Source organism: Acinetobacter sp. Marseille-Q1618, from assembly GCF_902809855.1.
GTDB lineage: Bacteria > Pseudomonadota > Gammaproteobacteria > Pseudomonadales > Moraxellaceae > Acinetobacter.
Genome location: NZ_CADDWJ010000002.1, coordinates 464,600 through 486,453, shown reverse-complemented (window position 1 = coordinate 486,453; position 21,854 = coordinate 464,600). Strand labels below are relative to the sequence as shown.

The window sequence follows — 21,854 nt, the reverse complement described above, 5'->3', positions numbered from 1 at the left end:
GTTCATACTCGTTTTAGTTAACTTAGCAAGCAATTGTGAAAGTTAAATGAAATGAGTAACTAGCGATAAAACTGAATCAAGCGTTTTGGTATATGAATCTAATTGAAGCTGTACAGTGTTTAGATACACAGTACTTCGAACTGTAAATTAAATAAATAATTTATTATTTACTTAATTGTCTTAATCCTACTTGTAGGGGTTAACGACTGTTTGGGGTTGTATAGTCAAGTAATTAAGTGCATGTGGTGGATGCCTTGGCAGTCAGAGGCGATGAAAGACGTAATAGCCTGCGATAAGCTTCGGGGAGGCGGCAAATATCCTGTGATCCGGAGATTTCTGAATGGGGAAACCCACTTACCATAAGGTAGGTATCATATGATGAATACATAGTCATATGAGGCGAACGAGGGGAAGTGAAACATCTCAGTACCCTTAGGAAAAGAAATCAATTGAGATTCCCTCAGTAGCGGCGAGCGAACGGGGATCAGCCCATTAAGTTATATGTGTTTTAGCGGAATGCTCTGGGAAGTGCGACCGTAGAGGGTGATAGTCCCGTACACGAAAGGGCACATATAATGATGACGAGTAGGGCGAGGCACGTGAAACCTTGTCTGAATATGGGGGGACCATCCTCCAAGGCTAAATACTCCTGACTGACCGATAGTGAACCAGTACCGTGAGGGAAAGGCGAAAAGAACCCCTGTGAGGGGAGTGAAATAGATCCTGAAACCGCATGCATACAAGCAGTGGGAGCCAACTTGTTTGGTGACTGCGTACCTTTTGTATAATGGGTCAGCGACTTATATTCAGTAGCAAGGTTAACCGAATAGGGGAGCCGTAGAGAAATCGAGTCTTAATAGGGCGCATAGTTGCTGGGTATAGACCCGAAACCGGGTGATCTATCCATGAGCAGGTTGAAGGTTGGGTAACACTAACTGGAGGACCGAACCCACTGTCGTTGAAAAGCCAGGGGATGACTTGTGGATAGGGGTGAAAGGCTAATCAAACTCGGTGATAGCTGGTTCTCCCCGAAAGCTATTTAGGTAGCGCCTCGGACGAATACCATTGGGGGTAGAGCACTGTTTCGGCTAGGGGGTCATCCCGACTTACCAAACCGATGCAAACTCCGAATACCAATGAGTACTATCCGGGAGACAGACTGCGGGTGCTAACGTCCGTAGTCAAGAGGAAAACAATCCAGACCGCCAGCTAAGGCCCCAAAATTATAGTTAAGTGGGAAACGATGTGGGAAGGCATAGACAGCTAGGAGGTTGGCTTAGAAGCAGCCACCCTTTAAAGAAAGCGTAATAGCTCACTAGTCGAGTCGGCCTGCGCGGAAGATGTAACGGGGCTAAAACTATATGCCGAAGCTGCGGATGTATACAATGTATACGTGGTAGGGGAGCGTTCTGTAAGCCGATGAAGGTGGATTGAGAAGTCTGCTGGAGGTATCAGAAGTGCGAATGCTGACGTGAGTAACGACAAAACGGGTGAAAAACCCGTTCGCTGAAAGACCAAGGGTTCCAGTCCAACGTTAATCGGGGCTGGGTGAGTCGACCCCTAAGGCGAGGCCGAGAGGCGTAGTCGATGGGAAATTGGTTAATATTCCAATACTTCTGTGTAATGCGATGAGAGGACGGAGAAGGTTAAGTCAGCCTGGCGTTGGTTGTCCAGGTGAAAGGTTGTAGGCATGTATCTTAGGCAAATCCGGGGTACTCTATGCTGAGAACTGATATCAAGCTGTACTTGTACAGTAAAGTGGCTGATACCATACTTCCAAGAAAAGTCTCTAAGCTTCAGTTACACAGGAATCGTACCCGAAACCGACACAGGTGGTCAGGTCGAGTAGACCAAAGCGCTTGAGAGAACTCTGCTGAAGGAACTAGGCAAAATGGTACCGTAACTTCGGGAGAAGGTACGCTGCCGGTGGTGATTCCCCTCGCGGGATGAGCTGTTGGCAGCCACAGAAACTAGGCCCCTGCAACTGTTTATTAAAAACATAGCACTCTGCAAACACGAAAGTGGACGTATAGGGTGTGATGCCTGCCCGGTGCTGGAAGGTTAATTGATGGGGTTAGCGTAAGCGAAGCTCTTGATCGAAGCCCCAGTAAACGGCGGCCGTAACTATAACGGTCCTAAGGTAGCGAAATTCCTTGTCGGGTAAGTTCCGACCTGCACGAATGGCATAATGATGGGGGCGCTGTCTCCAGCAGAGGCTCAGTGAAATCGAAATCGCCGTGAAGATGCGGTGTACCCGCGGCTAGACGGAAAGACCCCGTGAACCTTTACTGCAGCTTGACATTGAACTTTGATCTTACTTGTGTAGGATAGGTGGGAGGCTTTGAAACCGAGACGCTAGTTTCGGTGGAGCCAATCTTGAAATACCACCCTGGTAATATTGAGGTTCTAACTCTGCTCCATAATCTGGAGCGAGGACCATGTCTGGTGGGTAGTTTGACTGGGGCGGTCTCCTCCTAAAGAGTAACGGAGGAGTACGAAGGTGCGCTCAGCGTGGTCGGAAATCACGCGTAGAGTATAAAGGCAAAAGCGCGCTTAACTGCGAGACCCACAAGTCGAGCAGGTACGAAAGTAGGTCTTAGTGATCCGGTGGTTCTGTATGGAAGGGCCATCGCTCAACGGATAAAAGGTACTCTGGGGATAACAGGCTGATACCGCCCAAGAGTTCATATCGACGGCGGTGTTTGGCACCTCGATGTCGGCTCATCTCATCCTGGGGCTGAAGCAGGTCCCAAGGGTATGGCTGTTCGCCATTTAAAGAGGTACGCGAGCTGGGTTTAGAACGTCGTGAGACAGTTCGGTCCCTATCTACCGTGGGCGCTGGAAATTTGAGAGGATCTGCTCCTAGTACGAGAGGACCAGAGTGGACGAACCTCTGGTGTACCGGTTGTGACGCCAGTCGCATCGCCGGGTAGCTATGTTCGGAAGGGATAACCGCTGAAAGCATCTAAGCGGGAAGCCTACCTCAAGATAAGATTTCCCTAGGACTTTATGTCCTCTAAAGATCCGTTCAAGACTAGGACGTTGATAGGTTGGATGTGGAAGTACGGCGACGTATGAAGCTGACCAATACTAATTGATCGTGAGGCTTGACTATACAACACCCAAACAGTTGTTGTATAAAGCTTAATTGATTCATTAAAGATCAAATGATCTAAAAATACTTGATTCAGATAACGCTTGAACATACAATTTCGCTCAAATTAAATTCTGTTAATAACTCTTTTGGAAAAAACCTTAGCAAACAAGTAAGACTAAGCAAGTATCCATAAACAGTTGTGCTGGCGACAATAGCAAGAGTGAACCACCTGATCCCTTCCCGAACTCAGAAGTGAAACCTCTTAGCGCTGATGGTAGTGTGGGGTTACCCATGTGAGAGTAAGTCATCGCCAGCTCATTATTCAAATCCCTCTGATGCTTATAGCGCAGGGGGATTTTTTTATGCAAAAGAGAAAGATAAAATTAGAAAAATAGAGTAAAAAGTTAGAGAAAATAATAGAGGAATATCGATGATATTAATGAAAGAAAGGATTTCTAATGACTATTAGAAAAGTTGTACCTGTTGTTTTACGTCAACGTCACAATGACGTGCAGATTTTAGTATTTCGTCATCCTTTGTCTGGTATTCAAATAGTTAAAGGAACTGTAGAGGAAAATGAAAGTTTAGAAGCTGCTGCATTACGTGAATTATTTGAAGAATCTGGGATTCAAAAAGCAAGCATCCAACATTATTTAGGTTTACATATTCCAAAGGAAATAGGACCACATTGGTCTGTATTTTTGTGTGAGGTACATGAAAGTCTACAAGAGGAATGGACACATTATTGTTTAGATGATGGCGGTTTAGCCTTTCAATTCTTTTGGCATCCAATGTCTGAGCCGCTTTCTATAGAATGGCATCCTTTATTTCAAGAGTTGTTCAACTTTATCCAAGAAAAACTTAAAAACTAAGTCAAAGCTGTTATTAAAATTACCCGAAATTGTCATTTTTCTAGCGTTTAATAGTTGCATTTATTGATCTAAGAATAAGTGACCATTCACATGATGAAAAAATTAAGTTTAACACTATTAATGGGTAGTATTTTTACTTTAACTGCCTGTAATGACGATGATGACGATTTTATTTTTGAGTCTAATGTAAAAGTTCCCACTTTAGTTTCTTTTGCACAATTGGATGTCGAGACGTATGCGGCAGGTCCAAATTCTGGTGCAACTGTAAAAGGTGCGAATGGGATTTTCCCACCCTTTAGAGGTCAACCTGTGCAAGGTTTTTCAGGGGCTTTAAAAAATGCCGATGGTACTTATATGGTCATGGCAGACAATGGCTTTGGCGCACAAGATAACTCAGCAGACTTTTTATTACGTATTTATCAAATTAAGCCTGATTTTAGAACAAAAACAACGGGTTCAGCCAAAGTTCAGGTCATGAGTTTTGTTCAATTACGTGACCCGAATAAATTGATTACCTTTGATATTGTGAATAAAAATACGCCTGAGCGTTTATTGACAGGACAAGATTTTGATCCTGAATCAATTCAACGTGCTGCGGATGGAAGTTATTGGATTGGGGAAGAATTTGGTCCATATTTACTTCATTTTGATAAAGATGGGGTGTTATTAGATGTGCCAATTTCTTTGCCAAATCCACTACAAGCAGGTAAAGAGTTACGTTCGCCACAAAATCAGTTGAATAAAGCCAATATCAATTATGTTGAACCATTGGTTCAACAAAGTGGTGGTTTTGAAGGGATGGCGTTGTCAAAAGATGGCAAATATTTGTATCCTTTACTTGAAAAACCACTTAAAAATTCAACAAAACGACAGTTAATTATTTCTCAGTTTGATTTAGAGAAAAAAGCCTATACGGGTCAGTATTATTTATTTGATTTAAATGATAAAGCTACAGCGATTGGTGATTTTCAAATGTTTGATCATCAATCAGGTATTATCATTGAGCGTGATGATTCTGAAAATAAATTAGAGGGTTATAAGAAGCTCATTCATGTGAAGTTAGGTGAGTCTGGAAAAGCCATTCAACGTGAAGAATTGGTGGATTTGATGAAAATTGACAATCCAAATGCACTTTATGGGCATGCGCGTGAAGGTGATATTGGAACAGGTTCAACCTTTGCATTTCCATTCTTTACCATTGAAGATGTGATTATCGAAAATAAAAATACTTTAACTGTATTGAATGATAATAACTTCCCTAGTTCTTCTGGACGCAATGCAAATAAGGCAGACAATAACGAGATTATTCAAATTAAATTACCAAAGAATTTGTATTAATTTTCATGTAACTTGAAGTTTCATTCTTGCGACTTCAAGTTTTATCATCCTCGGAAAGGCGTATAATCACTCAGACATAAGGAGTCATTATGTCTGAACCTGCTGCTTCTACACCCTATATAGTGTATGGAACGAAGTCTTTTACTGCGATTTTATTGTCTTTATTTTTAGCAGGTTTTGCGATTTTTTCATCGTTGTATTGTGTACAACCGATGATGCCTTTTTTGGCAAAATTCTTTGCAATCTCACCCACACACAGTAGTTTTCCATTGTCTTTTTCTACTATTTCTTTGGCAATTGGTTTGTTATTTACAGGCTTGATTTCAGACCGTTATGGTCGTAAAAAAATCATGGTAATTTCTCTGTTTTTAACGGCAAGTGTATTGTTGTTAAGTTCTTTATTGCCCTATTGGCATGTATTTTTAGTGACACGTATGGTGATTGGGCTTGCTGTCAGTGGTGTGGCTTCAGCTGCTATGACCTATATAGGGGAAGAAATTGCGCAAAAAGATGTCGGTTTTGCGATGGGTTTATATATTTCAGGTACAGCCATTGGTGGAATGGGTGGGCGTTTGATCGCTGGTGTATTGCTCGACTATATTTCTTGGCAAACGGCAACAATGATCATTGGCTTGCTTAATTTATTGATTACCATCATTTTTTATATCGCTTTGCCTGCTTCAAGACATTTTAAAGCCTACCCAATTCAATTTTCACGATTTATTGAATCTTTTAAGAAAAATCTATCTGATCGCAAATTACGCTTATTGTTTATTGAAGGTTTTATTCTCATGGGCTGTTTTGTGACAGTGTTTAATTACATGAGTTATCACTTATTAGAAAAGCCATTTGAATTGTCACAAACATGGATAGGGCTTATTTCAATTGTCTATTTATCAGGGATTTATAGTTCACCTCGTGCAGCCAGTTGGAGTGCTAGATTTGGTCGAGATAAAGTTTTAGTAATGATGTTTATGACAATGATTCTTGGTTTGTGGATTATGCTCATTCCATCAATTATTACAATTTTAATAGGATTATTAATTTTCACTTTTTCTTTCTTTGCAGCACATTCTACTTCAAGTAGTTGGGTGTCGGTACAGTCTTTGCAATATCGTGCAGTTGGCTCGTCTTTATATTTATTTTGTTATTACTTAGGCTCAAGTGTTTTAGGGAGTGCCAATGGCATCATTTGGGAAAATTATGGATGGTTTGGGCTGAGCCTGACCATCACTTGTGTATTATTGATTGGATTATGGATTGCAATAAAATTAAAGCATATGCAAAAACCGATCAATTAATGTTTTAGATTATTTTGAATAAACGCAATACTACTCACGCGGAGTTGTTCTAATGCTTCAGCTTCAACAGGATAATGTCCACCTTTAGGTAACATGACTACCTGATAGGGCACATTCAAACGCTCAAGTACAGGTTGGCTAAATGCCAATGGTGTCCAATGATCTTCCGCGGGTTGCGTGAGTAAGACAGGACATTGGGTGAAACTGGATAAGTCATATTTGGGTTGATAATTCATATAACTGTTTAAAAATTTGATCGACATGGCATTGCCAGCAGAAGTATTGTCATTGAGCATGATTTTTAATGCTTGCTGATCGTTGGTCAAAGCATACATTTTTGAAACCAATGACATCGGCAGAGGAACACTCTTTACCACAGGTGTCATAGCACCAATTTTCATGCCCGGCAAAAGTAGAGGACTTAAAGCACTAAAACGCATTGTGCCTTTTTTTACTGCCAAACGTTGTTGGTCTAAAAATGTCATACCAATGATGCCTTTAATATTTTTATTTTGCATCGCCACATGCATCGTGAGCATGCCGCCTGCAGATAAACCATATAGAAAAATTGGGCGTTGATCTTTTTGTGCTTCTGCATCCACAAAATCACTAACCAATTGAATCCAATCTTCATAACGGATAGCGCTTTTCGAGGGATATTGCGTGAGCCCATAGCCGGGTAAATCCAGTGCCATGGTTTCGTAACCTGCTTGTGCCAAAGGATGACCTAAAACCAGACTAAGTTGACGCCCATTGGTTCCAACACCATGTAATAAAATGACTTTTGCAGGTGCATGCGGTTGAGGGTAGTAATCAACATGGACATTATTTTTACGCCATTGCCAAAAATATTCTTGCGGCTGATTGGTTTCATTCAGTTGATAAGATTCAGGCAAATGTTGTTGTAATTTTTTCCATGCATCTTGATTTTTATAAAGTTTTTCTTTAGGTGGCGTTGCACCAACCCATGTTTGAAAAAAAACCAAAAAGGACAGTAAGATACGTTTGAAAAACATGACGCAATTCTCGTTTTTATTTTATTGAGAGTAGTCGGAATAGTATTGAAAATAAATGTGCAAAAAGTATGATTTGTTCACTTTAAAATGATAGATTCTGCAAACTTTATTGATTATTTATTGATTTTAAATAACTTAAAAAATCCGCCTTTTGTCGGAAAAATTGCAAAAGCAAAACTAAAATAGCCCTTACAGCTTAAATTTGTAAATTTCTTGCATTGTATAAATTATAAACAAACAACCTGAATCAAATTCATGGTAAAATGCTCGGCTTTCATCTTTGATCAGATTTTATCTGATATCAGATCTTCCTTCTGCCAGCCGAGAATTGCTAGCCATGTCTACTGCTTATACCATGCAGACTGCGCCTAAGGCGTTGTTTGATTACGACAAATATTGGGCATCATGTTTTGATCCTGCACCATTTTTGCCGATGTCACGTGAAGAAATGGATTTACTCGGTTGGGACAGTTGTGACTTTATTTTAGTGTGTGGCGATGCCTATATTGACCATCCTTCTTTCTGTTCAGGGATTATTGGGCGTACTTTAGAAGCACAAGGTTTTCGTGTCGGTATTATTGCCCAACCAGATTGGACATCTGCTGAAGCATTTAAGGTTTTAGGTAAACCGAATATCGCATGGGGTGTCACCGCAGGCAACATGGATTCGATGATCAACCGTTATACGGCTGACCGTAAGATTCGTTCAGATGATGCCTATTCTCCAGACAATCAACCCAATAAACGCCCTGATCGTGCAGCAACCGTATATTGCCAACGTTGTCGTGAAGCTTTTCCTGATGTGCCCGTATTGTTAGGTGGAATCGAAGCATCTTTACGCCGTATTGCTCACTATGATTATTGGTCAGACAAAGTGCGTCGTTCTGTATTGATGGACTCTAAAGCCGATTTGTTGATGTACGGAAATGGTGAGCGTTCAATCGTTGAAGTGATGCATCGTTTGGCAAAAGGCGAAAAAATCCACGAAATTACCGATGTTCGTGGTACGGCATTTATTGTTAATAAAAATAATCGTGCCTCTAAAGCCAAGTTTGTTGAAATTGCATCGAATGATGTAGACACTATTGGGCGTGTCGATCCAATTATTAATCCTTATGTGATGACTGAGGATTTGGATGGTTGTGAAATTGAAAAAGACAAAGGTAATTCTTTAACCCAGTATCAAAACTTTCAAAAAGAAATTGTTGCCAATCCGATTGTACGTGAAGGTGATAATTTAGATGCAGATACGCAAATTGTTCAGTTACAACCTGCATCAAAAGCCATTAAACATAAATTACCACCACGTGAACTGGCAGTAATTCGTTTGCCTGCATTTGAACAAGTGGCAAATGATCCTGTCTTGTATGCACATGCCAATCGTATTCTTCACCTCGAAACCAATCCAGGCAATGCCCGTGCTTTGGTACAAAAGCATGGTGAACGTGATGTATGGTTGAATGCACCACCCATTCCATTAACCACCGAAGAAATGGACTATGTGTTCGACTTGCCTTATGCACGTTTGCCACATCCAGCGTATGGTGATGCACGTTTTCCAGCCTTTGACATGATTAAATTCTCTGTGAATATCATGCGTGGCTGTTTTGGTGGGTGTACCTTCTGTTCAATTACAGAACATGAAGGGCGTATCATCCAAAACCGTTCGGAAGAATCGATTTTGCGTGAAGTGGAAAAAATCCGTGATACCGCACCGGGCTTTACAGGAATTATCTCGGACTTAGGTGGACCAACGGCAAATATGTACCGTTTACACTGTAAAGATCCTGAAATTGAAAAGAACTGTCGTAAACCTTCGTGTGTATTTCCGGGGGTATGCCAAAACTTACATACCGATCATGCGCCACTAACCCAACTTTATCGTAAAGCACGTGCGCTTAAAGGCATCAAAAAAATTCTGATTGGTTCTGGTTTGCGTTATGATTTGGCCGTTTTAAACCCTGAATATGTCAAAGAATTGGTGACGCATCATGTGGGTGGTTATTTAAAAATTGCGCCTGAGCATACCGAGAAAGGGCCATTGTCGAAGATGATGAAACCGGGCATCGGTACTTATGATCGCTTTAAACAAATGTTTGATCGTTTTAGTAAGGAAGCAGGTAAGGAACAGTATCTAATTCCATATTTCATCGCAGCGCATCCGGGAACTACCGATTATGACATGATGAATTTGGCAATTTGGCTTAAGAAAAATGGTTTCCGTGCCGATCAGGTACAGACTTTCTATCCATCGCCAATGGCAACAGCAACCACGATGTATTACACAGCTAAGAACCCGCTTGCGAAAGTAGCACGTTATACTGAAGATGTAGACATCGTGAAAGGTGAAAAGCGTCGTCGTCTGCATAAAGCATTCTTACGTTATCATGATCCAAACAACTGGCCATTACTGCGTGATGCCTTAAAAGAAATGGGTCGTCAGGATTTAATCGGAAACTCGAAGCAGCATCTGATTCCGACTTATCAACCGAAAGCAACAGAAGGGCAATATCAATCTGCACGTAAGAAAAATTCTACCGTTGCAGGAGATTCTCAGAAGCGTACGGGTCAGTCAGGTAATCGTGGGCAAGCGCAAAATCAATCTCAAAATCAGCCTCCAAAGAAAGGACAAGTTTTGACACAACATACAGGTTTGCCACCACGTGAAACAGGTGATAAAAAGCCGTTTGGTGGTAATGTTAAAGGAAAGTCTAAGCCGAAGAATAGAGCGTAGCTTTTAAAGGCAACTTTGAAATAAAAGAGGATACATAGGTGTCCTTTTTTATTAAACTTCCTTTGATAAAACTTATAAATAATATGGTAAATTTCAGCTTCTAAAAATTGGATAATAATTCTGTGAAAAAAACAATATTTTTATTTATTACTATATCATCTTCAATTTCCTTGACTGGATGTTTACAAATGTTTCCACCAACTGTTGCAGATATGGGACAAGGAGTTTATAACCTAAATGCCCAAAGTAATGCTTTTGGCTCTCGAAGTGAATTACGAGCAAAATTGGAACGAAAAGCACAAGAAGTATGTAAGGGCAAAGGTTTTGAAGAAGTTAATCAAGTAAATGGGACGAAATATGATACTATTTTTAATAGTGGCATATTCGTTCCTGTTAGTACTAAATCTAGTTCATTAATTATAAGGTGTAAGGACTAGAATTTAAATCCTCTCTACTTTTATTCGTTCCAGTGCATTTAATTCTGTAGGACTTGCTTGGAGCCTATTCCTTTCTTGAATCGTAAAGAACATGCTTTTTCATCTATGAGCATGGCTATACCTATTTTGGGGTATAAAAAACGCTGATTTTGGATTTATACCCCCACACATCTCCCGATTGCAATAGATTGCCTGTCATTGCGTAGGTAACAAAAAAGACCTAAACCCTTACAGTTTAAGCCTTTCAGTACCCCGTTGGATGCTACGGGAAGCTAATTTGGCGGTGAAAGAGGGATTCGAACCCTCGATACGCTATAAACGTATACACACTTTCCAGGCGTGCTCCTTCAGCCACTCGGACACTTCACCAAGGCGAGCGATAATAACCAAAAAAATCCATTCTGCCAAGTTGAAACAATTGATTTAAAGCAAAAGTTTTTTGGCAGTGCTATGATTGCGAAAAAATAGTGTCTACTTTTAGAAGACGTTTTATGCAAAGTACTGCGAAAAAAGCGGCATTACCTGCCATTACCCTAGCTGCACTTGGTGTTGTCTTTGGGGACATCGGAACCAGTCCCTTATATGCTCTAAGACAATGCTTTTTGACAGCACATCTTGCGATTTCAGAAGCCTCAGTTTTAGGAATATTATCACTGATCTTTTGGTGCATGATGCTCACCATTAGCTTTAAATATGTCACCATTATTATGCGTGCAGACAACAATGGCGAAGGTGGGATCATGTCCTTATTGGCATTGAACTTACGTTCCAACCGCATTGCTGATAATAAAAAAATCTACCTCATTGCTCTAGGCTTTATCGGTGCATCCCTATTTTTTGGTGATGGCATTATTACGCCTGCCATTTCGGTCTTGTCTGCGATCGAAGGTTTAAGTATTGCCACACCTGTTTTTAATAAGTGGTTAATGCCGCTTGCGATAGGGATTTTGACAGGCTTATTTCTGGTGCAGCGACATGGCACGGGTACAATGGGAAAATTCTTCGGTCCCATCACGCTCACGTGGTTTATGTCAATTGGGATTATTGGGATTTGGAGTATCAGCCAAACCCCATTTGTTCTGACCATGATGAGTCCACATTGGGCATTAAATTTTATTTTCCATCAGCCTTATGTGGCTTTTTTAACCATGGGAGCAGTCATTCTCACCATGACAGGTGGCGAAGCATTGTATGCCGACATGGGGCATTTTGGTCGATTGCCGATTAAATTAGCGTGGTTTACGGTTGTTCTCCCTTCATTGCTGTTGAATTATGCTGGGCAAGGTGCATTATTGTTAAGAAACCCAGCAGCAATTGAAAACCCATTTTATTTATTGATTCCTGAATGGGCGCTGTACCCTATGATTGGTTTGGCGACAGCTGCAGCAGTTATTGCCTCTCAAGCTGTGATTACTGGGGTTTTTTCAATGGTAAATCAGGCGATTCAACTGCGTTATTTACCTCGTTTGACTGTGCATCACACCTCAGATGTGGAACAAGGACAGATTTATTTGCCTTTTATTAATTGGGTATTATTTATTTCTGTACTTATTCTGATTTTACTGTTTGAAAATAGTGCCAATCTTGCCAGTGCGTACGGTGTCGCAGTTACCATGACCATGTTGTGCGGTACAATTTTAATCTCGGTATTAGCATATGGTTTATGGCGTTGGCCGTTATGGAAAGTGCTTTTATTCGCTGTACCGTTTCTATTGATTGATCTGGTTTTTGTAGCATCCACTTCTTTAAAAATAGCATCAGGTGGATGGGTACCAATTTTAATCGGTGCGATTGTTTATACTATTTTAATGACATGGAAAGATGGTCGAGAAATTGTATACAGCAAATTAGAAAAAGATGCTTTGCCTTTAAGTTTGTTTATTAAAAGTGTCAGCTTGAGTAATGAAACCATTTATGTCCCTGGACAAGCGATTTTCTTAACGGGAAATACCAATATCGTGCCGCATGCGATGTTACATAATATAAAGCATAACAAAGTCTTACATGAGCGTAATATTATGGTAACGGTCATTACGCGTGATGTGCCCTATGTCACCAATCAAGAACGCATCCGGGTTGAAGTTTTAGATGATCGTTTTCAACAAGTTTTTGTTTATTATGGATTTAAAGATCAGCCGAATATTCCAGTAGCTTTGGAACAGGCTTATGGTCAATTACGAATTCCGTATGACATGATGCAGATCAGTTTCTTTATTTCTCGTGATCGTCTGATTCATACCATTGGTGATGGTATGGCGCCGTGGCGTGAAAAATTGTTTATTTCAATGCAGCGTAATACGAGTCCTGTGAGTGACTTTTACCAAATTCCACCGAACCGTGTGGTAGAAATGGGCAGTCAAATTGAGATTTAAATATTACTGTGTATTTGAAAATAAATAGATAAAAAGCCAAGGTATTCACCTTGGCTTTTTTCTACAAGATTATGATCAATTTATTGTTAATTGATCGCAGGATCTTGGGAAGGCATGTCTTGTACATTTGCAGCAGGATCAGCTATTGGCGGCTGAGCTTCTGGTGCCGCTTGCGCAGGAACATCTTGCGGTACTAATGCTTCTGGCACTGCTTGAGCAGGAACATCTTGTGGCGCTAATGCTTCTGGTGCTGCTTGAGTAGGAACATCCTGTGGTGCTAATGCTTCTGGTGCAGCCGTGATTTGATTTTCAGGCGTTAAAAATCTGACTTTAGATAAGCTTTCGATGGTTTCGCCTGCTTGTACAGGTGGTTCAGCAAATGCATTTACACTTGCCATAGAAAGACCTGTTAAAAAGCTTAAACTCAATAATTTTAAACGCATATTCATTTCCTCTTTGTATGTGAAATACAATTTAGTACGACATTTTGTGTCGTTTAATCATGGATTTGACCTCTGCAAAGTGTCATACTTCAAAAGCTGATTTCAACCAAAGATACTGAACAATACAGATTTTCTAGAGGAAGTCTTTTAGAAAGACAACAAAACATTACTCTGCAAGAATATGTAATTTGAGTAATTGTAGAAGATTTATTCAATTGAAAACTAAGCACATTTCTTTCTTAAAATTAGCCTGATAAGCTGATTTATACTCATGTGATCGTGTCATGGCTCGTAAAAAACGTCGTAATCGTAGTACAAGTTTAGGAAAAGATTTTTTGAATAATTCAGTGGTAAAAGTTGTTTTAGGTTTAGTTGCTACAGGTAGTTTTGCAATTGCATTTGGTCAAGAAAAAATAACTCAATTTATTCCTTTTGTGGGTTCAAACTCATCTGAATGTTTAAAACAGTTTTATCGTGATGAACCACCATTTTTAGTCAAAGACAGTTTACAGAAAAATAGTTATCCCTTGTGTTTTAATGGGTTCAACGTGATGTATTCAGGGGTTTCAAAAACACCTTTATGGACAGCAGAGTATTTATCACCAGAACGTTTAAGTCAAAAAATCAAACGTGAAGATAACTTTCACGAGGAAACGCGTGTCAGTCAAAGCCATCGTGCTTTACTTTCAGATTATAAAGCTTCGGGTTATGATCGAGGACATATGTCACCAAACGCAGATATGCCAGACAAAGCCTCACAATATGACAGCTTTTCACTGGCAAACATGGTACCGCAAGCACCAAAAAATAATCAGCAAGTATGGCGTGAGTTAGAAGAAGCTACTCGTGCCATCGTCACCAAGCAGAAAAAAGATGTATATGTGGTGACAGGTCCGGTATTTTCAGGCAAAAAATTAAAAACCATTGGCAATGGTGTGATTGTTCCTACTGCAGTATATAAAGCAATATATTTACCCAAAGAAGGTATTATTGGAGCGTACTATGCACCGAATGACAATAGTTTGAAGGTCAACGTGATGAGCGTGTGTGCCTTAGAAGAACAATTAGGTATTAATCTATTTCCTCAATTGACTGAGGAACAAAAGCGTAATACGTATAAGTTGCCACTGACTGCAAATCAGGTCAAAGCCAACAGCAAAATTGAATATTCTCATTGGGATGCTGAAAGTCAATGTGCGCCAAATGTATCGAGTGATCAACTCCAAGCATTACAGAAAAAATTCCAACCTCAGAAAAACTCAACATCCTCTGTCGATTTACCTCAGGTTGATCAACAAACCCAAGATGCTTTAGTGAAACAATTGGTTGAGGCATTGCTACAATATTTATTACAAATTTTGAAGTAATTTCACTCGAACATATAAGAAAAGTTTTATACTTTTCTAATGATAACAGCGTAAAAATATGAGAATAAACAATGTTTAAAGCATTTGAAAATGGTACAGAGTCGCATTCGATTCATGATTTAACCTTAGAAAATCAAGAAGATCGGGTGAATATCTATGGCAATTTACAAATTACAAAGGATCAGCAAGGTTTAGCGGCTGCTAAAGCTTTACAAGCTTATTTAAATGATATTGTGAAAACCTTAGAACAAACTTCGGATTTGCCAGAAAAACTTACTACACAAGCAGAAGGTGAAATTGAAAATCCATTTTTATAAGGTTGATTATTTAAGTTTAAGTATGATGATCTAAAAATTAAAAAACCTGCATCAGCAGGTTTTTTAATCAGGACTTAATAACTCGACACGCGTATTATTTCTGTCCTTCTCCACCTACGACTTTATAGATGACCGCACCAATCGCTGCCCCGATAATTGGAGCAACCCAGAACAACCATAGTTGACCTAATGCTGCTGTTTCAGCAAAAAGCGCCACTGCAGTACTACGTGCTGGGTTCACCGAAGTATTGGTTACTGGAATACTGATTAAATGAATGAGCGTAAGTGCTAAACCAATCGCAATGGGTGCAAAGCCCGCAGGCGCACGCTTGTCTGTAGAGCCCATAATCACGATTAAGAAAAATGCAGTCAGTACAATTTCAATGATTAAAGCAGAAACCATTGAATATTTACCTGGAGATAGCTCACCAAAACCGTTGGTCGCAAAACCACCAACACCCGTAAAACCAGCTTGACCTTGGACAATCATATAGAGAATGAATGCAGCTAAAGCACCACCCACCACTTGTGAAATGATATAAGGCACTAAGTCTTTTGCATCAAAACGACCACCTACACACAAACCTACACTGACCGCAGGATTGAAATGTCCACCTGAAATATGTCCAAATGCATATGCACCTGTCAGTACTGTTAAACCAAATGCAAGTGCTACACCTGCAAAGCCGATACCGAGTTCTGGATATGCAGCAGCTAACACAGCACTACCACATCCCCCAAAAACTAACCAAAATGTTCCGAGAAATTCCGCTAAATATTTATTCATGACCTGTACCTGTTGTTTTTTAAATAATATTAAATATTATAAACTGTGATTTATATCACAATTTAATGGTTAAAATGCATTTTATTTACATTTTTTAATTGGCTATTACGCCATTGCCGTGGCGTTAAACCTGACCAAAGTTTAAAGGCCCGTTGAAAAGCACTTTGTTCTGAATAACTTAAAAGTATTGCAATTTCATGTAAGCTCAGATGTGGATCTTGCAAATATTGTGTGGCAAGTAACTGACGAACTTGCTGTACTCGTTCTTGATAGGTGGTTTGCTGTTGCTGTAAATGTCGCTGCAATTGACGCACAGACATTTGTAGCTGTGTTGCAATCGTTTCAATTTGATAATTATTTTTTTGCAATCCCCTTAAAATACTGTGTTGTAAACGTTCATCAATTTGCGTGCTGTTGGGAAGTTTATCTAAGAGTTCTTGCGCCTGTTGCTTCATGATCTGCTGTAGGGTGGAATCTGGATTTTTACATGGTGCAGAAAGAAATTTTAAAGAAAATAACAGTTCAACTTTCGCTTGTGAAAACTTGATCGGTGCATTAAAAAAATCTTGATAAATTCGAATATTTTTAGGTGCTGGCTGAATAAAATTCACGCCTTCGATCTGGATATATTCTCGCTGAATATACAGTCTTAAAAACTGTACTAAAATCGCCAATGCAATTTCATCGGTGATTTGGGTGGTCAGATCTACGGGCAAAACTTCCCAACGGATGGACAATAATTCGCCTTGGACATCCACTTTTAACGGACCGCCATCATAAATTAAACGATGAAAATCATAATAACGCGCGATCGCTTCACCAAAGGTATCGCAAGATTGCGTAATGTAGGCAATGACACCTAAGTGTTTAGGCTGAATGTACTCAGCAATTTCTAAGCCAAGCGCAGGAGATTGGACTTGTGCATTGATTTCATCTAATAGCTCACGCCAAATCTGAAATTCAAAACGCTCAAGATTTTGCACACTTTGCAGCTTGTCTGAAATTTCCAAGTTTTTGGCTTGTGTATAGACACAAAGGAGCTGTCCTAAGCCACCATACACGGTTCCCGTATAATCTTTGAGTTGTTGCATCGTTGTTGTTTTTCAAATCGTATAAATTTATCGCAATATTTAAGCATGGGCTTGGCGTATTGAACAAGACCGTACACTAAGCGGACAACAAAAAAGTAAAAATATGTCGTAATTTATCAATTATGCCATTTTTTAGGTCAATATCTTTGTGCAGAACTCCCTTATATTAAGTAGAAAGTTTGAGGAATAATTCACATGATAAAAGGTTTTATTGCGGGCATTATTTTTGCCAATGCTTTTGAATGGGTAGCACACAAATATATTTTGCATGGTACGCATCGTGCAGGACAAGCACGCTTTAGCCCAGTACCTAAAAGTATGCAGTCACATTGGGAACATCATCGTGAAGTTCGTAAAACTGAATTTCATGATCATGGCTATGTTGAAGGAGTGAAAAATTGGCGAACAAGAAATGAAATCATGTCCTTAGCTGTTGTTGCAGGTGCAGCAAGCTTAATTTTTTATCCTATTTCCAAAGGTATGGTGGTTGCATCATTATATAGCGCTTGTAACTATTATTATATTCATCGTCGTGCGCATCTAGCACCAGAATGGGCAAAAAAGAAAATTCCTTGGCACTATGACCATCATATGAATTCGAATCAAGATGCCAACTGGTGTGTGACGAAGCCTTGGTTTGATTACCTTTTAGGTACACGTGTAGTGTCTTCGGCAGATTTAAAAGAGCAAAATCCTTTAGGTATTATTTTACCGAACAGCACAGCAAACTGGTTGTCGCATCATGTTGAAAAAGTTTTTCCTGTCAAATGGGCTCGACCAAAACAGCCACATCAGATCAGTGAAAATATTAAACTGTCATAAATTCAATAAATCAGATGATTGTCGTGAATTGTCATAAAAATAAGTTTTTTTTGTCAATATTCTAGTTAATAATCAGTGTAAATTTCATCTTACCGAATAGATTTGAATACATAGTGCTGTAGTTTTACTTTTATCGGTTTTACAGGGAGTCGACAAGACTCCCTTTTTTTATTTATTAAAATATAAAAGTCTCTTAAGGTGTAACGATTGCCATCATACAGAATAAATGATGGTGTAAATAACAAAAACAAACTTTTTGATGATGCTTAAAAACAAAAAGAGCATTCATTGAACACTCTTTTGTTATGCTACTGATTACAGATCAAAGGCGCATTTCAATACCTTGTTCTGCAAGATATTTTTTCGCTTCAGGAATGCTATATTGACCAAAGTGGAAAATAGAGGCTGCTAAAACTGCATCAGCACCGCCTTTTAAAATACCATCCGCTAAATGTTGTAAATTACCCACGCCACCAGAAGCAATCGTTGGAATGGTGACACGGTCATTGATATTGCGCATTAACTCAAGGTCATAACCTGCTTTGGTACCATCGGCATCCATTGAGGTAACTAATAACTCACCTGCACCAAAGTCCGCCATTTTCACAGCCCACTCTATTGCATCAATACCTGTAGGTTTACGCCCCCCATGCGTGAAAATTTCCCATTTATTGTCACCTGTTTTTTTCGCATCAATTGCAACCACGATGCATTGCGCACCGAAACGTTGAGATGCTTCTTGTACAAATTCAGGATTAAATACGGCTGCTGAGTTGATACTGACTTTGTCTGCACCTGCATTTAAGAGAAGGCGAATATCTTCGACCTTACGCACACCACCACCGACAGTGAGGGGAACAAATACGGTTTCTGCCATACGCTCCACAGTACGATAAGTCGTATCACGACCATTTGAAGTTGCAGTAATGTCTAAAAAGGTAATTTCGTCAGCACCTTGTTCATTATAACGACGGGCTACTTCAACGGGATCGCCTGCATCACGAATATCAAGGAATTGGACACCTTTCACCACACGCCCATTATCTACGTCTAGGCAAGGAATAATACGTTTAGCAAGCATAATTTTTTCCAAAAATAACAGCCGATTATGAAACTCAGTGACCGAGGTGCTACACCTTCACAGTCAGAGAGGGTATTCTATCAAACTTATGTAAGTTTTTTCGCAGGTTTTATATGTCGGTTTATACCACTTTGAGTTTAAAGGAAGTTCAGGCTTTTGCAGCACCTTATGGATTGGAGGTGATTGAACTGAATCCGATTCAAGGCGGTATTCAAAATACCAACTATTTTATTGTGTGTGCGGATGGGACTCAATTTGTTTTAACCCTATTTGAAAATATGGATGCCGAAGCAGCAGGTGAACTAGTGCCTGTGCTTGAACATCTAGGGCAACACGATTTGCCTGTTCCAGTGCCATTGAAGCATTCAGGGCAATCCATTCATATTTTAAAAGATAAACCTGCCCAAATCGCACCGAGAATGCAGGGTGAGCATCCGATTCCTGCGAATTTGGCACAAGCAGAACAGATTGCTATTGCCCAAGCAAAAATCCATGTGGCTTTACAAGACTTTCCTTTAGAACGCAGCAGTGTGCGTGATCATGATTATTGGTACCAAGTTGCACGACAAATTCGTCCGACGTTGGAGATTGCGGATCAAACGATTTTAAATAATCTTTTAGGTTTATACGATGCTTTGACGGCGATGTATCCAAATCGTCCAAAAGGCTTTATTCATTCAGATTTGTTCCGTGACAATACTTTATTTGAAGGTGATCAGTTAAATGGCATTTTGGATTTTTATGAGCTGAATCATGACGAGTTTTTGTTTGATATTGCAATTACACTTAATGATTTCTGTACCGAATATCCCGATGTGACCTTGAATGAAGAGAAAGCCATTGCATTTCTTAATGCCTATGAAACAGTGCGCCCATTAACTCCAGATGAAAAATCCTGTTTAGAGTTATATTTGGCGATGGCAGCAGGACGTTTTTGGATGATGCGTTTACAAGTGGCACAAATGAATGCAGCAGAAGGGCGTACAGGTGATGATATTTTGCAGAAAAATCCTGCCGAGATGCGTAATATGTTGATTGAACGCTTAAAATTTGTGACCGCTTGATATTAATTCACGTTGCAATAACCCAACATTAGGAAAGTCAAAATGCGTGATCAAGGACGTTTAGTCGAATGGTTTGATGACAAAGGCTACGGATTTATTCAACCCAATGATGAAAGCAAAGGGCGAGTATTTCTACACATCAAAGATTTTGCTCAAAAAGGTCCACGACCAATTTTAGGCTGTGCGTTAGAATACACTGTTCAAGTCGATGCAGATGGGCGTTATAAAGCGATACAAGTCAGTTACTTAAAAGCTTCACAAACCCAAAAAAACAGCAGACAGACACCACGACCTCCATCCAACGCAACGCAAAAAATACAGCCGATGCAGATAGTTTGTATCGCCTATATTTTGATACTCGCAGGGTTGAGCATATTTGGTCTTTTAAATGGAATGGTAATTTTATTCATTAGTATCATAAATGTGATGAGTTATTGGTTCTATGCACAAGACAAAGAAGCCGCACAACTTGGCAAAAGTCGAGTACCTGAAAATACTTTACATATTCTCGCTTTCTTAGGTGGCTGGCCTGCAGCTTGGTTGGCACAGCAACGCTTACGACATAAAACACAAAAACAACCGTTTAGAAAGATATATTTCTGTACGATATGTTTGAATATTTTATTGATTTTGTGGCTCATTTCACCTTTGAATGTTTTTAAAATTTAAAGATGAGCCGTGATTTTTACTGAGGATATAACAATGAATAATTACGTAGACCCCAACAACAGTAAATCGCTGACGTTGATTTTATATATTCTGTATATCGTTGGGATTTTTTCAGCAGGTATTTTGGCGCTGATTGCGTTGATTATTAATTATGTCAAATTAGATTCGGTACGTGGTACGATTTATGAAAGTCATTTTAAATGGCAAATTCGTACCTTTTGGTGGTACTTAATTTGGACAATCTTGGCATTTGTACCTTTCCTATTTTTATTTTTTACAGGGGATAATGTTAATGCCTTTGCAGGCGTTGCTTTAGGGGCAAGCATTTTCTGTGGTGCAGTGCTGTTTTTCTCTTGGATTTGGATCGTATATCGTGCGATTCGTGGCATTGTTGCTTTGAATGACGATCGTGCTTTACCGATTTAATGTATTTGAAAAATAATATTGTTTTGAAAAGTAAGCTATTTCTACTCTTAATTTAGTACAGCCGCATATTATATTGAAAAATTTAGATTAATTTGTGCAGGCGATATTTTTCTTTTGAAAGATCAAAAGAAACAAAAATCTTTTGTTGAGTGAGAGGTTCATCCCTGAAGTCTCCACTCAACGGTGGCGACATCCATGTCGCCCACGACAGTAAATTCAGTGATGATTTTTTGTAAGTGTAAAAATAACTGATAACTTTATTTTTGGTGTGATCTGAGCCAATAATATAGAAGATAGAAGCATGATTATAGAACACGTTCATTTGCAGATTAAGCCTGAGCAAAGTCAGGCATTTGAAGCTGCATTTAAACAAGCTAAGCAATGTATTTATCCGATGTCTGGTTTAAATGCAGTGCAATTGATTAAAAATATTCAGGATGAACAGCGTTATATTTTATTGGTATTTTGGGACAAGCTTGAAGACCACACTGAGGGCTTTCGCAAGTCGGCTGAATATCAACAATGGAAAGCATTACTGCATCCATTTTATGATCCGATGCCAACGGTTGAATATTATCAGCCGTGTATGTTCTTGAAGAAGAAAGAGTCGCCTCAATGAT

The 21,854-nt window shown here is 39.5% G+C and carries 18 protein-coding genes, 1 tRNA gene and 2 rRNA genes; 15 read left to right on the top strand and 6 right to left on the bottom strand.

All coding sequences use genetic code 11. The annotated features are described in order from the left end of the window. Positions 1-222: 222 nt before the first annotated feature. The 5 genes from HUS24_RS09545 (at position 223) to HUS24_RS09525 (ending at position 6,608) form a co-directional block, all read left to right on the top strand. Positions 223-3,115 (top strand): 23S ribosomal RNA (locus tag HUS24_RS09545). 183 nt (positions 3,116-3,298) lie between these two features. After that, positions 3,299-3,413, top strand: a 5S ribosomal RNA gene (gene rrf / locus HUS24_RS09540). Between the two features lie 142 nt (positions 3,414-3,555). Beyond that, positions 3,556-3,969, top strand: coding sequence for an NUDIX domain-containing protein (locus HUS24_RS09535; protein WP_173911814.1), 414 nt, complete (start codon positions 3,556-3,558; stop codon positions 3,967-3,969). A 90-nt stretch (positions 3,970-4,059) separates the two neighbouring features. Further along, positions 4,060-5,307 carry an esterase-like activity of phytase family protein gene (locus HUS24_RS09530; protein ID WP_254433841.1) on the top strand — a complete coding sequence of 416 codons (1,248 nt, stop codon included), beginning with the start codon at positions 4,060-4,062 and terminating at the stop codon, positions 5,305-5,307. A gap of 89 nt (positions 5,308-5,396) precedes the next feature. After that, positions 5,397-6,608: an MFS transporter gene (locus tag HUS24_RS09525; protein ID WP_173911813.1), complete on the top strand. Its 1,212-nt coding sequence runs from the start codon at positions 5,397-5,399 to the stop codon at positions 6,606-6,608. Here the strand turns inward: HUS24_RS09525 and HUS24_RS09520 are convergent. Further along, complete coding sequence (locus HUS24_RS09520) at positions 6,605-7,624, bottom strand: alpha/beta hydrolase (RefSeq protein WP_173911812.1); 1,020 nt, start codon at positions 7,622-7,624, stop codon at positions 6,605-6,607. The genes HUS24_RS09525 and HUS24_RS09520 overlap by 4 nt on opposite strands. Before the next feature lie 337 nt (positions 7,625-7,961). Here HUS24_RS09520 and HUS24_RS09515 point away from each other — a divergent pair, with 337 nt between their 5' ends. Both HUS24_RS09515 and HUS24_RS09510 read left to right on the top strand, forming a co-directional pair. After that, positions 7,962-10,358, top strand: coding sequence for a YgiQ family radical SAM protein (locus HUS24_RS09515; RefSeq protein WP_173911811.1), 2,397 nt, complete (start codon positions 7,962-7,964; stop codon positions 10,356-10,358). Between the two features lie 122 nt (positions 10,359-10,480). Continuing rightward, a complete protein-coding gene (locus tag HUS24_RS09510) occupies positions 10,481-10,795 on the top strand; it encodes a hypothetical protein (protein ID WP_173911810.1) in 315 nt (104 codons plus the stop codon). Positions 10,796-11,073: 278 nt separating this feature from the next. Here the strand turns inward: HUS24_RS09510 and HUS24_RS09505 are convergent. Then, a tRNA-Ser gene (locus HUS24_RS09505) sits at positions 11,074-11,164 on the bottom strand. A gap of 122 nt (positions 11,165-11,286) precedes the next feature. Here HUS24_RS09505 and HUS24_RS09500 point away from each other — a divergent pair. Continuing rightward, positions 11,287-13,167 (top strand): potassium transporter Kup, encoded by a 1,881-nt coding sequence (locus HUS24_RS09500; protein WP_173911809.1) that lies wholly within the window; start codon positions 11,287-11,289, stop codon positions 13,165-13,167. 86 nt (positions 13,168-13,253) lie between these two features. Here the strand turns inward: HUS24_RS09500 and HUS24_RS09495 are convergent, their stop codons facing one another. Beyond that, on the bottom strand, positions 13,254-13,610 hold the full coding sequence (locus HUS24_RS09495; protein WP_173911808.1) for a hypothetical protein: 357 nt from the start codon (positions 13,608-13,610) through the stop codon (positions 13,254-13,256). A gap of 284 nt (positions 13,611-13,894) precedes the next feature. On the opposite strand from HUS24_RS09495, the gene HUS24_RS09490 reads away from it, so the two are divergent. Together HUS24_RS09490 and HUS24_RS09485 are read left to right on the top strand one after the other, a co-directional pair. Continuing rightward, positions 13,895-14,977, top strand: coding sequence for a DNA/RNA non-specific endonuclease (locus HUS24_RS09490; protein ID WP_173911807.1), 1,083 nt, complete (start codon positions 13,895-13,897; stop codon positions 14,975-14,977). 71 nt (positions 14,978-15,048) lie between these two features. Continuing rightward, positions 15,049-15,294: a hypothetical protein gene (locus tag HUS24_RS09485; protein ID WP_173911806.1), complete on the top strand. Its 246-nt coding sequence runs from the start codon at positions 15,049-15,051 to the stop codon at positions 15,292-15,294. 94 nt (positions 15,295-15,388) lie between these two features. Here the strand turns inward: HUS24_RS09485 and aqpZ are convergent, their stop codons facing one another. Continuing rightward, positions 15,389-16,111, bottom strand: coding sequence for an aquaporin Z (gene aqpZ / locus HUS24_RS09480; protein WP_302476107.1), 723 nt, complete (start codon positions 16,109-16,111; stop codon positions 15,389-15,391). Between the two features lie 32 nt (positions 16,112-16,143). Then, a complete protein-coding gene (locus tag HUS24_RS09475; protein WP_173911804.1) occupies positions 16,144-17,172 on the bottom strand; it encodes an AraC family transcriptional regulator in 1,029 nt (342 codons plus the stop codon). A gap of 195 nt (positions 17,173-17,367) precedes the next feature. Between HUS24_RS09475 and HUS24_RS09470 the strand changes: the two genes are divergently transcribed. Next, a complete protein-coding gene (locus HUS24_RS09470; RefSeq protein ID WP_173911803.1) occupies positions 17,368-17,994 on the top strand; it encodes a sterol desaturase family protein in 627 nt (208 codons plus the stop codon). A 322-nt stretch (positions 17,995-18,316) separates the two neighbouring features. On the opposite strand, the gene hisF is transcribed toward HUS24_RS09470, so the two are convergent. Then, positions 18,317-19,078 carry an imidazole glycerol phosphate synthase subunit HisF gene (hisF, locus tag HUS24_RS09465; protein ID WP_302476106.1) on the bottom strand — a complete coding sequence of 254 codons (762 nt, stop codon included), beginning with the start codon at positions 19,076-19,078 and terminating at the stop codon, positions 18,317-18,319. A gap of 110 nt (positions 19,079-19,188) precedes the next feature. On the opposite strand from hisF, the gene HUS24_RS09460 reads away from it, so the two are divergent. The 4 genes from HUS24_RS09460 (at position 19,189) to HUS24_RS09445 (ending at position 21,853) form a co-directional block, all read left to right on the top strand. Next, positions 19,189-20,139, top strand: a complete 951-nt coding sequence (locus tag HUS24_RS09460; RefSeq protein ID WP_173911801.1) for a homoserine kinase — start codon at positions 19,189-19,191, stop codon at positions 20,137-20,139. A gap of 42 nt (positions 20,140-20,181) precedes the next feature. Beyond that, positions 20,182-20,808 (top strand): DUF1294 domain-containing protein, encoded by a 627-nt coding sequence (locus HUS24_RS09455; RefSeq protein ID WP_173911800.1) that lies wholly within the window; start codon positions 20,182-20,184, stop codon positions 20,806-20,808. 33 nt (positions 20,809-20,841) lie between these two features. Next, positions 20,842-21,234 carry a hypothetical protein gene (locus tag HUS24_RS09450; protein WP_173911799.1) on the top strand — a complete coding sequence of 131 codons (393 nt, stop codon included), beginning with the start codon at positions 20,842-20,844 and terminating at the stop codon, positions 21,232-21,234. 301 nt (positions 21,235-21,535) lie between these two features. Then, entirely contained in the window at positions 21,536-21,853 is a 318-nt protein-coding gene (locus HUS24_RS09445) for an antibiotic biosynthesis monooxygenase (RefSeq protein ID WP_173911798.1), read from the top strand. Position 21,854: the final 1 nt, after the last annotated feature.